At 70.8% G+C, this 16,489-nt stretch carries 17 protein-coding genes; 7 read left to right on the top strand and 10 right to left on the bottom strand.

All coding sequences use genetic code 11. The annotated features are described in order from the left end of the window. Nucleotides 1-21: 21 nt before the first annotated feature. Together ACZ69Q_RS21050 and ACZ69Q_RS21045 are read right to left on the bottom strand one after the other, a co-directional pair. Entirely contained in the window at nt 22-663 is a 642-nt protein-coding gene (locus ACZ69Q_RS21050) for a response regulator (RefSeq protein WP_471043921.1), read from the bottom strand. Next, on the bottom strand, nt 660-1,838 hold the full coding sequence (locus ACZ69Q_RS21045; RefSeq protein ID WP_471043919.1) for a sensor histidine kinase: 1,179 nt from the start codon (nt 1,836-1,838) through the stop codon (nt 660-662). Before ACZ69Q_RS21045 ends, ACZ69Q_RS21050 begins: the two co-directional genes overlap by 4 nt. Nucleotides 1,839-1,990: 152 nt before the next feature. On the opposite strand from ACZ69Q_RS21045, the gene ACZ69Q_RS21040 reads away from it, so the two are divergent. Then, on the top strand, nt 1,991-2,575 hold the full coding sequence (locus ACZ69Q_RS21040) for a hypothetical protein (RefSeq protein ID WP_471043917.1): 585 nt from the start codon (nt 1,991-1,993) through the stop codon (nt 2,573-2,575). Nucleotides 2,576-2,689: 114 nt separating this feature from the next. Here ACZ69Q_RS21040 and ACZ69Q_RS21035 read toward each other — a convergent pair whose 3' ends face one another. The 3 genes from ACZ69Q_RS21035 to ACZ69Q_RS21025 are packed head-to-tail and all read right to left on the bottom strand — an operon-like array spanning nt 2,690 to nt 4,821. Beyond that, nucleotides 2,690-3,262 carry a cob(I)yrinic acid a,c-diamide adenosyltransferase gene (locus ACZ69Q_RS21035; RefSeq protein WP_471043915.1) on the bottom strand — a complete coding sequence of 191 codons (573 nt, stop codon included), beginning with the start codon at nt 3,260-3,262 and terminating at the stop codon, nt 2,690-2,692. Nucleotides 3,263-3,275: 13 nt separating this feature from the next. Continuing rightward, nucleotides 3,276-4,025 carry an ABC transporter permease gene (locus ACZ69Q_RS21030; RefSeq protein WP_471043912.1) on the bottom strand — a complete coding sequence of 250 codons (750 nt, stop codon included), beginning with the start codon at nt 4,023-4,025 and terminating at the stop codon, nt 3,276-3,278. Between the two features lie 13 nt (nt 4,026-4,038). Next, a complete protein-coding gene (locus ACZ69Q_RS21025) occupies nt 4,039-4,821 on the bottom strand; it encodes an ABC transporter ATP-binding protein (protein WP_471043910.1) in 783 nt (260 codons plus the stop codon). A gap of 80 nt (nt 4,822-4,901) precedes the next feature. On the opposite strand from ACZ69Q_RS21025, the gene ACZ69Q_RS21020 reads away from it, so the two are divergent. From ACZ69Q_RS21020 to ACZ69Q_RS21005, 4 genes are all read left to right on the top strand, one after another. Beyond that, the gene (locus tag ACZ69Q_RS21020; protein ID WP_471043907.1) at nt 4,902-5,543 is read left to right on the top strand and encodes a TetR/AcrR family transcriptional regulator; all 642 of its coding nucleotides are present in this window, start codon (nt 4,902-4,904) and stop codon (nt 5,541-5,543) included. A gap of 160 nt (nt 5,544-5,703) precedes the next feature. After that, nucleotides 5,704-6,552, top strand: a complete 849-nt coding sequence (locus ACZ69Q_RS21015; RefSeq protein WP_471043905.1) for a 3-hydroxyacyl-CoA dehydrogenase family protein — start codon at nt 5,704-5,706, stop codon at nt 6,550-6,552. 206 nt (nt 6,553-6,758) lie between these two features. Then, nucleotides 6,759-7,082, top strand: coding sequence for an STAS domain-containing protein (locus ACZ69Q_RS21010; RefSeq protein ID WP_019760944.1), 324 nt, complete (start codon nt 6,759-6,761; stop codon nt 7,080-7,082). A gap of 259 nt (nt 7,083-7,341) precedes the next feature. Further along, nucleotides 7,342-9,903: an ATP-binding protein gene (locus ACZ69Q_RS21005; protein WP_471043901.1), complete on the top strand. Its 2,562-nt coding sequence runs from the start codon at nt 7,342-7,344 to the stop codon at nt 9,901-9,903. A 431-nt stretch (nt 9,904-10,334) separates the two neighbouring features. Here ACZ69Q_RS21005 and nucS read toward each other — a convergent pair whose 3' ends face one another. Further along, complete coding sequence (gene nucS / locus ACZ69Q_RS21000; RefSeq protein WP_380844550.1) at nt 10,335-11,006, bottom strand: endonuclease NucS; 672 nt, start codon at nt 11,004-11,006, stop codon at nt 10,335-10,337. Between the two features lie 265 nt (nt 11,007-11,271). Between nucS and ACZ69Q_RS20995 the strand changes: the two genes are divergently transcribed. Further along, on the top strand, nt 11,272-11,664 hold the full coding sequence (locus ACZ69Q_RS20995; RefSeq protein WP_471043898.1) for an SCO5389 family protein: 393 nt from the start codon (nt 11,272-11,274) through the stop codon (nt 11,662-11,664). Between the two features lie 103 nt (nt 11,665-11,767). Here the strand turns inward: ACZ69Q_RS20995 and ACZ69Q_RS20990 are convergent, their stop codons facing one another. Then, nucleotides 11,768-12,796: an LLM class flavin-dependent oxidoreductase gene (locus ACZ69Q_RS20990; protein WP_471043896.1), complete on the bottom strand. Its 1,029-nt coding sequence runs from the start codon at nt 12,794-12,796 to the stop codon at nt 11,768-11,770. A 223-nt stretch (nt 12,797-13,019) separates the two neighbouring features. Between ACZ69Q_RS20990 and ACZ69Q_RS20985 the strand changes: the two genes are divergently transcribed. Further along, nucleotides 13,020-13,361, top strand: a complete 342-nt coding sequence (locus ACZ69Q_RS20985; protein ID WP_471043893.1) for an ATP/GTP-binding protein — start codon at nt 13,020-13,022, stop codon at nt 13,359-13,361. A gap of 10 nt (nt 13,362-13,371) precedes the next feature. Here ACZ69Q_RS20985 and ACZ69Q_RS20980 read toward each other — a convergent pair whose 3' ends face one another. The 3 genes from ACZ69Q_RS20980 to ACZ69Q_RS20970 form a co-directional block, all read right to left on the bottom strand. Then, nucleotides 13,372-14,244: an ABC transporter permease gene (locus tag ACZ69Q_RS20980; RefSeq protein WP_471043891.1), complete on the bottom strand. Its 873-nt coding sequence runs from the start codon at nt 14,242-14,244 to the stop codon at nt 13,372-13,374. Beyond that, nucleotides 14,241-15,578: an ABC transporter ATP-binding protein gene (locus ACZ69Q_RS20975; RefSeq protein WP_471043888.1), complete on the bottom strand. Its 1,338-nt coding sequence runs from the start codon at nt 15,576-15,578 to the stop codon at nt 14,241-14,243. The genes ACZ69Q_RS20980 and ACZ69Q_RS20975 overlap by 4 nt, the downstream gene beginning before the upstream one ends. Nucleotides 15,579-15,718: 140 nt before the next feature. After that, nucleotides 15,719-16,489, bottom strand: a complete 771-nt coding sequence (locus ACZ69Q_RS20970) for an ABC transporter permease (protein WP_471043885.1) — start codon at nt 16,487-16,489, stop codon at nt 15,719-15,721.

Genomic DNA, 16,489 nt, shown 5'->3' with positions numbered 1-16,489 from the left:
TACGGCCGCGCTCCCGAACCTCTAGATACCCAACTCCTGCGCCAGCACCGCAGCTTGGACCCGGCTGCGCAGCTCAAGCTTCCCCAGCAGCCGGCTGACATGAGTCTTCACGGTCGCCTCGGCCATGCCCAGCCGGGCCGCGATGTCGGCGTTGGACAGGCCCTCGCCGAGGCAGGACAGCACCTCGCGTTCACGGCGGGTGAGGCTGTCCAGGACGGACGGGTCGGCCGTCGGCTCCCGTTCGGGCTTGGCGGCGAACTCGGCGATCAGGCGCCGGGTGACGGCCGGGGCGATCAGGCCCTCGCCGCGCGCCACCGTGCGGACCGCCTCCAGCAGGTCGCGGGCGTCGGTGTTCTTCAGGAGGAACCCGGACGCGCCCGCCCGCAGCGCCCCGAAGACGTACTCGTCGAGGTCGAAGGTGGTCAGCACGAGCACGTCCGCGAGCCGCTCCTCGACGACCTGACGGGTGGCCGACACCCCGTCCAGACGCGGCATCTGAATGTCCATCAGAACCAGGTCGGGCCTCAGCTCCCGGGCCCGTTCCACCGCCTGCTCACCGTCCGCCGCCTCCCCGACCACCTCGATGTCGGGCGCGCTGCGCAGAATGAGGACCAGCCCGGCGCGGACGGCGGACTGGTCCTCGGCGACCAGGACGCGGATCATGCGGGGTCTCCTTCGGTCAGCGGAAGCGTGGCGCGTACGACCCACATCTTGCCGTCGGCCGAGTCCTCGGGCCCGGCCTCGAACTCACCGCCCAGCAGCGCGACTCGCTCCCGCATCCCGACCAGCCCGGCACCTGAACCGGGCGCGCGCGGCCCGTCGCGGTCGCCGAACGGGCTGGTCACGGCGACGGTGAGACTGCCGCCCCGCTGGGCGAGCGCGACCGTGACGCGGCCCGGGGAGGCGTGCTTGAGGGCGTTGGTCAGCGACTCCTGGACGATGCGGTAGGCGGCCAGTTCGACGGGGGCGGGGACGGTGCCGGGGTCTGCTTCGAGGTGGACGTCGAGGCCGTTGGTGCGGGCGCCTGCGGCCAGTGCGTCGAGGCCGTCGAGCGTGGGTGCGGCGACCGGCTCCTTGTCGCCGCTTGAGTCACGCAGGATGCCGATGAGCCGGCGCATCTCGGCGAGCCCCTCGACGCTGTTCTCGCGGATGATCGACAGCGCCTCCTGGGAGGTCTTCGGGTCGTCGATGGAGAGCGCGGCCGTGGAGTGGATGGCGATGGCGGAGAGATGGTTGGCGACCATGTCGTGCAACTCGCGGGCCATGCGGGAGCGTTCGGCGACGACCGCCTGAGCGCGGTCCATCTCGGCGAGCAGCGCGGTCTGCTCCGCGCGCAGCCGGGCGGCCTCGGCGGCGTCACGGTGGTTGCGCACGATCCAGCCCGTGGCGGCGGGGCCGTACGCCACGACACCGACGACCACGCCGATCAGCAGCGCCTCCGGTGTGCGCCACACCGCGAACGGCACCAGTGTCGCGGCCACCGTGAGCAGGCCGGTGATCCACTGGATGCGGCGGGCGGAGGCGAGCGGGCCGTACAGCACGGCCGCGTAGACGATGTCGGTGAACATCAGGACCGTGGCCAGGTTTCCCTGGGTCACGACGTCCGCGCAGATCGCGACCGAGCCGGTCAGCAGGGCCGTGCGCGGGGCCGCCCGGCGCAGCATTTCGCAGCAGGACATGACGCCGAGCGGCACCAGGATCGGCCAGGGGCCGTCGAAGAGCGTGATCGGGTCGTCGGAGGGCCGGGTGCCCAGGCCGATGCCCACCAGCAGCAGGCCGCCGAGCAGCCCGCCGACGGCGATGTACACGTCGAAGCGGTGCGGGCGGGGGAGGAGCATGGCTCCATCCAACACGGTGTGCTCGGCCTGCGCCTGATTCCGGGGAACGGTCCTGGACTGCATCTTTCGATGTACCGCGAGTTCGTCAGCGCCGACGACGAAAGCGGCCGGTCCCGACGGGAGCCTGGAAAGGTGACCGAAGGGAGCATGTTGTGATCGTCGCCCTCATCATCGCCTGCGAGGTCGGCTTCTGGGTGCTGCTGGCGCTGGGCCTCGCCGTCCGCTACCTGCTGAAGTGGCGCCGTACGAGCGTGGTGCTGCTCCTGTGCGAGCCGGTGCTGGAACTGGTGCTGTTCGTGGCCACCGCGGTGGACCTGAAGAACGGCGCCGAGCCGGGCTGGGAGCACGGCCTGGCCGCCATCTACATCGGCTACACCGTGGCGTACGGCCACTACACGATCCGCTGGCTGGACGGCCACGCCGCGCACCGCCTGGCCGGCGCCCCGCGCCCGCCCAAGCCACCGCAGTACGGCATGGCACGCGCCCGGCACGAGGGCGGACTGTGGCTTCGTACGTTGCTCGCGGCAGCCGTGGCCTGTGCCCTTCTCCAGGGCGCGGTCTGGTACGTCGGGGACGGTGACACCTCGTCCCTGCGTTCCTTCCAGTGGGTTGCGCTGCGCGCCGCCGGCATCCACGGCCTGGTCGCGCTGGCCTACCTGATCTGGCCCAAGCAGCCCAAGGGCGAGCCCGGGCCCGCCGACCGGTTCGTCACCTCGAAGGAGCAGGCCCGGAGATGAGTGCCCAGCGCTCCGGGGGATGTGCCGCGACGGGCCGTCGATCGCCTGCGGGCCCGTCGTGGCTGGTCGCGCAGTTCCCCGCGCCCCTTCGGGGCGCGTCGCCGCCCAGGCCGCTCAGCGCTCCCCGCCCGGCACCCACAGCACGTCCCCGACCTCCTTGTTCGCGGTCCTCGCGAGGATGAACAGGAGGTCGGACAGGCGGTTGAGGTAGGTCGCCGTCAGGGGGTTCATGGTCTCGCCGTGGACCTCCAGGGCCGACCAGGTCGAGCGTTCGGCCCGGCGGACGACCGTGCAGGCCTGGTGCAGCAGGGCCGCGCCCGGGGTGCCGCCGGGGAGGATGAAGGAGCGGAGCTTTTCCAACTGCTCGTTGAAGCGGTCGCAGTCCGCCTCCAGCTTGTCGATGTAGAACTGCTCGACGCGCAGCGGCGGGAACTCCGGGTTCTCCACCACCGGCGTCGACAGGTCCGCACCCACGTCGAACAGGTCGTTCTGGACGCGGGTGAGGACCTTGACGACCTCCTCTTCCAGGCCGCCCAGCGCGATCGCCGTGCCGATCACGGCGTTGGCCTCGTTGGCGTCGGCGTACGCCGAGATCCGCAGATCGGTCTTGGCGACCCGGCTCATGTCGCCGAGGGCGGTGGTGCCCTGGTCGCCGGTCCTGGTGTAGATGCGTGTCAGATTGACCATGAGGTCAGCCTAGTTACGCCCCGGCCGTTCGGAACACGCGTGTGCCGACCGTCACGGACAGCGCGGCGAAGGCGACGGCGACCAGGGCGCCGTACAGCATGTGCGCCGAGGCGTAGGAGCCGACGTACGCGTCCCGCACCGCGTCCACCAGATAGCGGAACGGCACGAAGTGGGACAGGACGTCCAGCCATCTCGGTCCCAGCGTCATCGGGAGCATCAGGCCCGACAGCAGCATCATCGGCATCGTCATGGCGTTGATCGCCGGCCCGAACTCCTGCGGGGTGCTGACCTTCATGGCGAGCGCGTACGACAGCGAGGCCAGCGACACCGTCAGCAGCGCGACGAACGCGAAGCCGATCAGGACGCCGGGCAGCGGAGCCCGCAGGCCCATCGCCAGCGCGGCCAGGACCAGCAGCACCGCCTGGAAGACGAACACCGTGGCGTCCCGCAGCACGCGTCCCAGCAGCAGGGCGAGGCGGCTGACCGGCGTCACCCGCATCCGCTCCACCACCCCCTGGCTCTTCTCGATGATGATCGAGAATCCGGCGAACGACGCCCCGAACAGCCCGAGTTGGAGCAGCAGCCCGGGGACCAGCACCTGCCAGGAGCTGCCTTGTCCGCCCAGCGGCAGATCCGTCAGCAGCGGACCGAAGAACAGCAGATACAGCAGCGGCATCAGCACACCGAACAGCAGGGCGAAGCGGGAGCGCAGGGACTGGCGGAGATAGCGGCCGTAGATGAGGGCCGTGTCGTGCAGCAGCATCTTCTCGGGATTCCTATACGGCTACGGGGGCGGCGTCGGCCGGAGTTGCGCTGCGGCCGGTGATGGCGAGGAAGGTCTCCTGGAGCGAGGCGTCGATCGAGCCGCCGTATCGCAGCTTCAGCGCGCTCGGCGTGCCCTCCGCGACGACCACGCCCTTGTCGACGACGACGAGCCGGTCGGAGAGGGCGTCGGCCTCGTCGAGGTAGTGAGTGGTCAGGAACACCGTGGTGCGGTGCTCGTCGCGCAGCCGCCGGATCAGGTCCCACAGGTCGGCCCGGCTGCCGGGGTCCAGTCCCGTCGTCGGCTCGTCGAGGAAGAGCACCTTCGGGCGGTGCGTGAGCGCCAGCGCGATGTCGAGGCGGCGCCGCTGGCCGCCGGAGAGCGCGCCGGCCTTGCGGTCCAGGAGGTCGCTCAGACCCAGGTCGTGCGCCAACTCCTCGGCCCGCCCGGCGGCCTGCGCCTTGGTCAGTCGGTAGAGGCGACCCTGGGTGATCAGTTCCTCCCGCACGGTGATCTGGGTGTCCACCCCGCCCGACTGCGCCACGTACCCGCACACCCGGCGCACTCCCGCGGGGTCGGTCGCGAGGTCGTGGCCGGCGACGGTGGCCGCGCCGCCGGTGGGCGCCAGCAGGGTCGTGAGCATCCGCAGGGTCGTCGTCTTGCCCGCGCCGTTCGGGCCCAGGAAGCCGAGGATCTCGCCCTCGCGCACGGTCAGGTCGATGCCGCGGACGGCCTCGACGGGGCCGAGTTTCGTCCGGAAGGTACGGGCCAGTCCGGCCGTACTGATGATGGTCATGGGCCCAGAAAAACAGAGTCTCTTAAATTTTGCAATGACCCCAAAGTTTAAGAGGTCCCACTGAAGTTAGGATGGGAGCCATGGCGGAAGGGCTCAGGGAGCGGAAGAAGCGCGAGACGAGACAGCGGATCTCGGACATCGCCACCGGACTGTTCCTGGAGCACGGGTTCGTGACCGTGACGATCGCGGAGGTGGCGGAGGCCGCCGACGTCTCCGTGAACACCGTCTACAACTACTTCCCGGCGAAGGAGGACCTCTTCTTCGACCGCTCCGCCGGCGTCGTCGAGCAGCTCTCCCACTGGGTGCGCGGCCGGGCGAAGGGAGAGTCGGCCGCCCGGGCCGTGCTGCGCGAACTGCGCGCCGACGTCGAGGCGGTCTCGCCCAGGGTCGGCCTCATGGAGGGCTACGACCGCTTCATGCGCTGCATCCACGAGGCGCCGCCGCTGCGCTCCCGGCTGTGGAGCCTGCAGCAGGAGATCCACGACGACCTGGAGGCGACCCTGCGCGAGGAGGTCGGCGCGGACGCCGCAGACCCGCTGCCGGGGCTGATCGCCGGTCAGATCGCCTGGATCCACCAGACGGTGTTCGTCCACATCGGACGGGAGATGGTGGCCGGGCGCAATCCGGGCAAAGTGTCACGGGAGGTACTCGTGCTTCTCGACGACATCGAGGAGCTGTTGAGCGCGAGCGTGCTCAACTACGCCGTCCGGGGCGCGGAATGACCGGCGCCGGTGTGATGTCCGTCAGATGAGACGTGACTCGCGTTACTAACCGGTCACACAGTCCCCGACGAGCGCTAAGGTCCGCCGCAGAAGCCAATCGTAAGCAGCGTGTAAGCGCACAATCGCAGTAATGCTGCCGTGATTCAAAGGGGAGTCGTCAGTGGCACGGAAGCTCGCCGTCATCGGGGCCGGTCTCATGGGTTCCGGTATCGCCCAGGTCTCTGCTCAGGCGGGTTGGGACGTGGTTCTGCGTGACGTCACCGACGAGGCGCTCAAGCGAGGCACCGACGGCATCAAGGCGTCGTACGACAAGTTCGTCAGCAAGGGCAAGCTGGAGGCGCACGACGCCGACGCGGCCCTCGCCCGCATCACCGCCACCACCGACCTGGACGCGGCCGCCGACGCGGACGTCGTCGTCGAGGCCGTCTTCGAGAAGCTGGAGGTCAAGCACGAGATCTTCCGCGCGCTCGACAAGATCGTGCGCGAGGACACCGTGCTCGCCTCCAATACCTCCGCCATCCCGATCACCAAGATCGCCGCGGCCACGGCGCACCCCGAGCGGGTCGTCGGCGTGCACTTCTTCTCGCCGGTGCCGATGATGCAGCTCGTCGAGCTCGTGCGCGGCTACAAGACGAGCGACGAAACCCTCGCCACCGCGCGAGAGTTCGCCGAGTCCGTCGGCAAGACCTGCATCGTCGTGAACCGCGACGTCGCCGGCTTCGTCACCACCCGGCTGATCTCGGCGCTCGTCGTCGAGGCCACCAAGCTCTACGAGTCGGGTGTCGCCACCGCCGAGGACATCGACCTCGCCTGCAAGCTGGGCTTCGGTCACGCCATGGGCCCGCTCGCCACGGCCGACCTCACCGGCGTCGACATCCTGCTGCACGCCACCAGCAACATCTACACCGAGTCCCAGGACGAGAAGTTCGCGCCGCCGGAGCTGATGCGCCGGATGGTGGACGCGGGTGACATCGGCCGCAAGAGCGGGCAAGGCTTTTACAGCTACTGAGGTTTCGTAGACCACCGCGCAGCCCCCGGACGCATCACGCGATGGGGTGAATTCGGTATCGGTTCGCTTACAGACGGCAACCTCTGGCCGCTCAACGCAGTCAGAGGTTGCATCACGTGCCACAGCGAAGACTCATAGCAAACACAGACACAGGCACCTACGCAGACCACACACGCGGAGCACGAACGCACGCTTAGGGGAGCGATATGCACATCAGGGGCGACCACGCCGAGCTGGTCGTCGGGGGCCGCCTCGACGTCCGCAGCGCGGCGGACGCCCGCACGGTCCTGCACTCGGCCGTCGACGACGGAGTCGGCGATCTGGTGCTCGACCTGTCCGAGCTGGAGTTCTGGGACGCCACCGGACTCGGGGTGATCATGGGGGCCCACCGGCGGGCCGGCCGCTGCGGCCGACGCCTGGTGCTGCGCGGCGTACCGCCGCAGATGCAGCGCCTGTTGGTGGCCACCCGGCTGCACCGGATCCTGGCGATCGAGGGCGGCATCGGGGTGGAGTCCCTGCCCCGGGTGTGACACCCGGCACGGGTGGGGCGGGACAGTAGGGCGTTCCGGTTGCGAAGCGCACGTCGCGCACAATCCTCACGAGACTGTGATGTCTCGGACGGCGCGGTACCCCGACCTGTCGTAGATACTGTGCGAAGGTTTAGGGTTCGGCTGCCCGCTGCCTAGACAAACCCCTTCGAGCGGGCCCGGACCAGAAGCGACAGCGCGGTGTGCAACGGCCGGGAGGGGCCGCGAACTGCACACGACGCTTTTGGGGGGCTTGAAACCTATGGACCCGAACAACCGGGGACCCGAGGGGTACGGCCATGACGCCGACGGCCAGTCGTCGCGCCCGCGCCCGCCCAGGGATCCCCTCACACCCGACTTCGGCCAGCACACACCCGCACTCGCCCGCACGGTGCAACTGGTCTCCGGCGACTTCCTGCTCACGGTCAATCCCGTCGACGGCAGCGAGATCGAGGTCTGCCCGCAGGCGGAGCGTCCAGGGCGGCCCGAGAAGCTGACCCCGGCCGAACGCGCCGAGGCCGACCGTGCCGCCAAGCCGCCGGTCCCACCCGGACCGACCCGTCCCGCACAGCCGCTGCTGGCCCGCCAGGACGAGCGCGAACAGCTCGTACGGATGCTCGCCCGCGGCCGCTCCGTACGTCTGGTCGGCGCCCGTGGCGCGGGCCGCACCAGCCTGCTCGACCTCGTCGCCGAGGACTGCGAGGACCTCGCCCCCGACGGCGTGGTCCGCCTCACCGGCTTCCACCGCACGCCCGCCGATCTGCTGTACGACCTCTTCTACTCCGTGTACAGCGCGCCCCTGTACCGCCCGGACCAGGACGAACTGCTCGCGCGCGTCCGTGAGATCGGTGCCGTCGTCGTCGTGGACGACGTCGAGTTCGGCGGCGCCGCGCTCGACGAACTGCTGGACGCGACCCCCGAGTGCGCCTTCCTGCTCGGCGCCACGCCCGAGGTGCCCGCGCCGTCCGCCGACTCCGGCATCGAGGAGGTCGCCCTCGGCGGGCTCGACCGTGCCGCGAGCGTGGACCTCCTGGAGCGCGGCATCGGCCGGGTCCTCACCGAGGACGAGGCGAACTGGGCCGGCGACCTGTGGTTCGAGTCCGAGGGCCTGCCCCTGAGGTTCGTCCAGGCCGGGGCGCTGCTGCGGCAACGCGACCGGCTGCGGGCCGGCGCGGACGCCGTCGACGAGTACGGCGTCTTCGAGGACGCCCCGCCGAACGACGCGCCCTTCGACGGCCCGACGGACTCCGAGGGCGGCGGCGAGGAGACACCTCTGCCCTCGCTCGGCGAGGCGGCGGGACCGGCACGGCTGCTCGCCTCGCGGCTCAGCGCCTCCGCCCGCACCACCCTGAGGTTCGCCGTCGCGCTCGGCGGCGAGGTGCCGCACCAGGCGCATCTGCCCGCGCTCGTCGGTGACACCCACGCGGACGCGGCGCTGGGCGAGCTGGCCGACTGCGGGCTGGTCTCGCCGGTCGGCTCCCGCTACCGGCTCGCCGCCGGGGTGCAGGTCCAGCTCGAGGCCGCCGGGTACGGCGAGGACGCCCAGAGCGACGCCCGCACCGTCGTGCAGCACTACGCCTGGTGGGCCGGGCACCCCTCGGTCACGCCGGAGCGGGTGTCCGCCGAGGCCGATGCCGTGCTCGCCGCGCTGAGTGTGCTCGTGCCCTCCACCACACCGCCCGCCGAGGGCGAGGAGAGCCCGACCGTGCAGCTCGCCCGCACGGCGGCGCCCGCGTTCGCCGCGGGGTTGCACTGGAGCGCCTGGGAGCGGGCGCTGCGCGCCGGTGCCGAGGCCGCGCGCCTCGCCGGTGACGTGTCCGAACAGGCCTACTTCCACCACGAGTTGGGCATCCTCGCGCTCTGCGGCGGCCGACTGGACCGGGCCCGTGCCGAGCTGGAGACCTCCATCGGCCTGCGCGGTGCCCTCGCCGACAAGCGCGGCACCGTCGCCGGGCGGCGCGCCCTCGCGCTGGTCTCCGACCGCTCCGGTACGGCGCCGGGGGTGGCCGCGTTCTCCGCGACCGCGGGGGAGGAGGTGCCGGACGCGCGCTACGAGGAGTCGCAGTCGCCGCCCGGCGGCGTGCCGGCCGCGTTCCTGCCCGCCGGCGACACCACGACGCTGGTCACCCACCAGGCCTCGTCGTCCCCTGTCGCCTCGCACAAGGGTCGCGGCGGCATCCGTAGCTTCGCGCGGCGCAACCTCGTCGCGGCCGGCGCGGGCGCACTGCTCGTGGCGGTGCTCGGCACGGTGGTGACGCTCGGCGCCACGTCCGACAACGACCCCAATGCCCCGTCCAACCAGGTCGGCGTCAACCCGTCCGCCAGCCAGGGCCCCGGTGACGACAGTCTGGGCGCGGACAAGGTGGAGAGCAACGAGGACAAGGGTTCCGGCGACACCGGTACGGCCACAAGCCGGCCGACGGATCCGGGCCCCGACGGCACCTTCGGCACGTCGGACGACCCGACCCCGACGGACGACCCGACGGACCCGTCGGACGGCCCGACCGGGACGCAGGGTTCGAGCGGCGGCGCCACGCACTCCCCGACGAAGCCGCCGTCGTCCCCGACCAAGCCGCCGTCCTCCCCGACGAGGCCGCCCACGCCGACGGATGACCCGACGCCGACGGACGATCCGACGCCCACGGACGATCCGACCCCGACGGACGACCCGACTCCGACGGACGACCCGACGGAACCCCCGACCTCCTCGACCTCGGCGAGCGGGCCGGCCTCCTCCAGCCCGGCGGAGACCACCACCTCGGCGAGCGCGCCGACGTCGACGCGGGCGGACACCCCGAGCGCGGGCGCGGACTCGCTGATCTGACCCAGGGCCGGCGACCCGAGCGGCGGTGGGTGCTTCGGCCCACTGCCAGGGGATCCGACCCGTGGCCGGTGGTCCGAGTGACGGTTGGTGATGCGGCCCACTGCCAGGGGATCCGACCCGTGGCCGGTGGTCCGAGTGACGGTTGGTGATGCGGCCCACTGCCAGGGGATCCGCCCCATGGCCGGTGGTCCGAGTGACGGTTGGTGATTCGGCCCACTGCCGGTGGGCGACGGACTGTTCGGGGCGCGACGACCGTCGTGACCCCGGCACCCGTCCCCGGCCAAACATTGTCCGCCGCAGCGGCGCTCAGCTCCTATGGCGCGTTTCGGCGGTGCCAACCGTGCCTCAGGTCGGTTCGGTACCCCCGGACAACGTCGTGGGGGCTGAGCGCCGTTGCGGCGGGAAGAGGGAAGCGCCGATGGACCGCGGTCCTAGAACAACCGCAGCTTGTCGTCCTCGATGCCGCGCATCGCGTCGTAGTCCAGGACCTGGCAGCCGATGCCGCGGTCCGTGGCGAGGACCCGGGCCTGGGGCTTGATCTCCTGGGCCGCGAAGATGCCGTGTACCGGCGCGAGATGCGGGTCGCGGTTCAGCAACTCCAGGTAGCGCGTGAGCTGCTCCACGCCGTCGATCTCGCCGCGCCGCTTGATCTCGACCGCGACCGTGCGGCCTTCCGCGTCCCGGCACAGGATGTCGACCGGCCCGATGGCCGTCATGTACTCGCGGCGGATGAGCGTGTAACCCTCGCCCAGCGTCTCGATGCGGTCGGCGAGGAGTTCCTGGAGGTGCGCTTCCACGCCGTCCTTGATCAGACCGGGGTCCACACCCAGTTCGTGCGAGGAATCGTGGAGGATTTCCTCCATCGTGATGATCAGCTTCTCGCCCGCTTTGTTGGTGACCGTCCAGACGTCCTGCTGCTCGCCGTCCCCCTCCTTCAGAGTGCAGGGCGGCGACATCCAGTTGAGGGGCTTGTAGGCCCGGTCGTCCGCGTGGATCGAGACGCTGCCGTCCGCCTTGACCAGGATCAGACGGGGCGCCGAGGGCAGATGGGCGGTGAGCCGGCCCGCGTAGTCGACGGAGCATCGGGCAATGACGAGACGCATGGTCGGCAACGCTACTCGACGGGCCGGTGTCGACGCGATTCGCCCTGGGGGAGTCCGTAAGACCCCGGACTGCCCCTGTTCATTTCTGGCCGATTGTGAGCCCAACGGGGCCCGCCCATGTGCGCATTCTCCTGGTGCGGTCACCGTCTGTTGCCTACCGTATTAAACGGGAGGTCGCGAGGCGTGTACACAGAGTGTCCGATATCGCGAACTCCCTCATCTGTCCGGCAACCCCTGCTGCTGCGGGGGTGCGAGAGGAGAACCCATGTCGCTCGACGTCTCACCGGCCCTACTCGAACAGGCCGAGCGAGGCGAGGTCGACGAAGCCGCCTTCGTCGACTGCGTCCGGACCTCCCTGCCCTATGCATGGGAGATGATCAGCTCCCTGGTGGCCCAGCTAAAGGTCGACGGCGGCTCGTTCGCCGACAACCAGACGCCCCCGCCGGACGAGCAGGCACGTGGCCAGTTGCTGCGTGCGCTTGCGAGTGACGCGATACGCGGCGCGCTACAGCGGCACTTCGGGGTGCGACTGGCCTTCCAGAACTGCCACCGGGTGGCTGTGTTCCCGCTTGACTCCTCGGTCGACGGGACGCTGTCCCGCTTCACCTCGGTGCGCAGTCAGGTGTTGAACCAGTCCCCGGAGTTCAGGGACTGCTGACGCACTGAGTCGCTTGCTTGCCGCTCCATACGCGGGAGGTGCATTCAGTACTGGGGCGGCAAGCCCTCTGGCGGCCCGGGGCGTTCGGTGCGCACCGGCCGGCTCAGCCGAGGTGCGGCAGCACTTCGGCGCCCAGCCGTCGTACGTTCTCCTCGGTCGCCGCCAGGTCGCCCGAACCCTCGACCAGCAGGGCGAAGCGGGAGATCCCGGTCCGCTCGCTGGTCGCCGCCAGGCGGTCGGCACACAGGCGCGGCGTGCCCACCGGGTGCAGCCCGCAGAGCAGTTCGGTGTACGCCAGCGGGTCGCGCATCGCACGATGGCGGCCGTCGACCGTCACATGGGCCTCCAAGCCCTGCCGCAGCCAGCCCGGCATCGCCTTCGTCAGGGTCTCCACCGCGTCCGTGCGCCGGTCCGCGATCTGGCAGACGCCGGCCGACACATGGGCCGCGCCACGGATCTCGTCCACCGGCCGCCCCGCCGCGCGGGCGTGCTCCCGCCACAGGGCGACCATCTCCGCCTTCTCCTCGTCGCCCACATGCATGCCGAGCAGCATCGGCAGCCCGCGCTCGGCCGCGAGCCGCACGCTGTGCGGCGAGGTGCACGCGACGACGACCTCGGGGCCCTCGACGTCCGTGAGGCAGTCCGACGGCCTCGGTACGACGGCGACCTCGCGGAAGCCGAACCGCTCGCCGGCGGCCGCGACCGAGGGCTCGCGCAGCCAGCGCACCAACAGATCGAGTGATTCCGGGAACCCCTCCTCGTACGCCTTGAGGCCCTGCCCGAAGACCTCCAGGTCGACCCAGGGCCCGCCGCGCCCCACACCCAGCGAGAACCGTCCTCCGGAGGTGATGTGCAGCAGTGCCGCCTGCTCGCCGAGGGCCACCGGGTGGGCCGTGGGCAGTACGCTCACCGCGGTGCCGACGCGCAGCCGGCTGGTGCGGCCGAGCAGTAAGGCGGCCAGGGTGATCGCGGACGGACAGGTGCCGTACGGCACGAAGTGGTGCTCGGCCAGCCAGACCGAGTCGAGCCCCGCCTCCTCGGCGACCTCGGCGGAGCGGACCGCGCGGTGCAGCGCCTCCCCATCGCCCTGGCCCGGGAACCGGGCCGCCAGTACGAAACTTCCTACGCGCATTGCTGTTTCCCGCTTCCTTGGCTCCGACGCGGAGCTCCCCCACCGGGCATAACCGTCTGACACGTGCCGAGGACACGGCTTGGCGAAGAGATTTGCGGATTGTCTGCAGAATCGGTGGCCGGCGTGAGGGACTTGTGGGGGTTGGTGCCGGACGACTACCCCTGTCCGTGCCGCGTAGGCTGGATGCGACCCGTGCATCCTGTATAGCCCCGTGAGGTGTTCCGTGTCCCCGCGTCGCAACCGACCCAACGGCCCCAAGGACGCTGTCTCGTCCGGTCGCAGCGCCGAGGACGACCGTCCCGGCCGCTACGGCGGCTGGCAGTCCTCGGAGAGCTGGGACGGCGAGGAGTGGAACGTACGGCATGTGGCGGGCGCGAGCGCGCAGGGCAAGGCGTACCGCTGCCCGGGCTGTGAGCAGATGATCCCGGACGGCGTCCCGCACGTGGTCGCCTGGCCGGACCACGCGGGCGTGGACGACCGCCGCCACTGGCACAAGGCGTGCTGGAACGCGAAGGACCGCCGCACCACAAGGGTGCAGCGGTCCAGGAGCGCGCCGAGGTTCTAGCCGGGCAGGCTCACACGTCCCGCTTCTCCAGCAGTGCGAAGGCGCCGGCGAACGCGGCCGCCGTGATACCGAGCATGATCCACAGCGGGTCCCAGCCGGACGGGCCGGACTCGGACAGGGACTGGGCGTAGAAGACGCTGAGCTGGTTCGGGATGGAGTACTCGAACAGGGCCTGCTGGAGGTCCTTCAGCGACTCCGAGAACATGAACAGAGCGATGACCAGCGGGGCCAGCAGAACACCGATCATGATCGTGACCGCGCCCGCCGAGTGCCGGATGATCGAGCCGACGACCAGCGAGAGCAGGCCGAGCAGCGCGATGTAGAACGAGATGCCGACCGTGCCCTTCAGCCACTCCTGACCGGTCGGCTCGCGCGAGCCCTCCAGCATGGCCACGTCGGCGAGGGCGACCAGGACGGACGACGTCAGCGTCACGACGAACGCGACGACGAAGAACACGATCGCCTTGGCCGCCAATACCCGGCCACGCGTCGGGCACGCGGTCATCGTGGTGCGGATCATGCCGGTGCCGTACTCCGAGGCCGTGGTCAGCACGCCGAGCGTGATGATGCACATGCTGCCGAGCAGCAGCCCGAAGAAGCCGAACGACAGCGGGTTCTGGCCGGCCAGCCCCTCCTCGGAGGAGTTGGCGGAGACCAGCGCCGCGGCGCCCAGGCCGATGCCGACGACGAGCAGCACGAACACGCCGAGCGTCCACATCGTGGAGCGCACCGAGCGGATCTTCGTCCACTCCGAGGCGAGCGCGTGCCCGAGGTGCGTGCGCACCACGGGGATCGGCGAGGTGTAGGTGGGGTACGGGGAGCCGGGCGCCGCCTGCCAGTTCGGTGCGGCGGTCTGCGGCATCGGGGGCTGGGGCGTGCTCATCGGGCGTCCTCGGGCTGGGTCGGGGCGGCGGGAGTGGCCGGGGCGGCCGGGGCGACGGGCGGCTGGGGCGCGGGCGCGCCGGCAGGAGCGCTCGCGGGCGCCTGGGCGGGGTTCTGAGCGGCCGGCGGCGCGGGCTGCGCCGGAGCCTGGCCCGGGGCCGTGAAGGGCGCCTGGGGGGCCGTCTGCGCGTACGGGTTGGGAGCCGCACCGGGTGCCGCCGGGGCGCCGTACGGACCCGCCTGGCCCGGCTGCGCGGCGTACGGCTGGCCGCCCTGTTGGCCCTGCTGCGGAGCGTACGGCTGGCCGCCCTGCTGGGGCGGCGGCGGGGCGTACCAGCCCGGCTGGCCCTGACCGGGCACCGGCATCGGCGGCTGCGCGCCTGGCGGCAGCGGCTGCTGGAGCCCTTCCTTCTGGTCGATGGTGGAGCGGTAGTCGACCGCGCCCTGCGTCATCCGCATGTACGCCTCCTCCAGCGAGGCCTGGTGCGGCGACAGCTCCCACAGCCGTACGTCGGAGTCGTGCGCGATGTCGCTGATGCGGGGGAGCGCCAGCCCGGTCACCCTGAGCGCGCCGTCCTGCTCGGGCAGCACATGGCCGCCCGCCTCGGTGAGCGCGCCGGCCAGCTTCTCGCGGAGCTGCGGCTCGGTGTCGGGCGTACGGACCCGGGCGAAGCCCGCGGAGTTAGCGGCGATGAAGTCCTTGACGCTCATGTCGGCCAGGAGCTGGCCGCGCCCGATGACGATGAGGTGGTCGGCGGTCAGCGCCATCTCGCTCATGAGGTGGGAGGAGACGAAGACGGTACGGCCCTCGGCCGCCAGCGACTTCATCAGGTTCCGCACCCAGAGGATGCCCTCGGGGTCGAGGCCGTTGACCGGCTCGTCGAACAGCAGCACCTGCGGGTCGCCGAGCAGTGCCGCGGCGATGCCGAGCCGCTGGCCCATGCCGAGCGAGAAGCCCTTGGAGCGCCGCTTGGCCACGTCCTGGAGGCCGACCACGCCGAGCACCTCGTCGACCCGCCGGGCGGGGATGCCGGAGAGCTGGGCCAGGCTCAGCAGGTGGTTGCGCGCGGCGCGGCCGCCGTGCACCGCCTTGGCGTCCAGCAGGGCGCCGACCTGGCGGGGGGCGTTGGGCAGCCTGCGGTACGGGTAGCCGCCGATCGAGACATGGCCTGCCGTCGGGTTGTCCAGGCCGAGGATCATCCGCATCGTCGTCGACTTGCCCGAGCCGTTCGGGCCCAGGAAGCCGGTGACGGCGCCGGGCCGCACCTGGAAGGACAAGTTGTACACAGCGGTCTTGTCGCCGTAGCGCTTGGTCAGGCCGACTGCCTCGATCATGCTCCGCACCCATCGAAAGGTTCAGGACAGCGGGGCACACGCCCCCCGTAAGGGTTAGGAGGATACCGAGGCGCTGACGGTTCCACTCAAGAGCGAGTAAAACCTTCGCACCTGCCCTCCCCCGCCGCGCGTGTCCCTCGCTATGCGTCCCGCTTCTTGAGCGTGACGTAACCGCCGGCCACTGCGGCGATCACCCACAGCACCATGATCCCGAGCCCGCCCCAGGGGCCGTAGGGAGTGTCGTCGTCGACCGGGGTGACCACCTGCATGATCTTGCTGCCGGCCTGGTCGGGCAGATAGCGGCCGATCTTCTCGGTCGCCGAGACGTTCCCGAGGATGTTGGAGATCAGGAAGAAGAACGGCATCAGGATGCCCAGGGACAGCATCGGCGAGCGCAGCATCGCCGCGACGCCCATCGAGAACATCGCGATGAGGGCCATGTAGAGCCCGCCGCCGATCACCGCCCGCAGCACGCCCGGGTCGCCGATCTCGGCCTTGTACTGGCCGAGCATCGCCTGCCCGAGGAAGAAGGTGACGAAGCTGGTGGCCAGGCCGACGACGAGGGAGAGCCCGGTCGCCACCGCGATCTTGCTGAACAGGAAGGTGCCGCGCTGCGGCACGGCCGCCAGCGAGGTGCGGATCATGCCGGTGCTGTACTCGTTCGAGACGACGAGCACCCCGAACACGATCAGCGCGAGCTGTCCGAGGCCCATCCCGGCGAAGCTGATGAAGGTCGGGTCGAAGGAGAGCTGGTCGCGCCGGCTCATGTCGCCGAACTCGTTCTTCGACAGGGCCGAGATCAGCATGCCGAGGGCGATGGTGACCACCACGGCGAGGGACAGTGTCCACACGGTGGAGGCGACGGACCGGATCTTGGTCCATTCGGAGCGGACGACCTGGGTGACCACCAT

Source organism: Streptomyces sp. NPDC036764, from assembly GCF_055609385.1.
The sequence above is the reverse complement of the archived record's forward strand: the minus strand, read 5'-3'. Positions and strand labels throughout refer to the sequence as shown.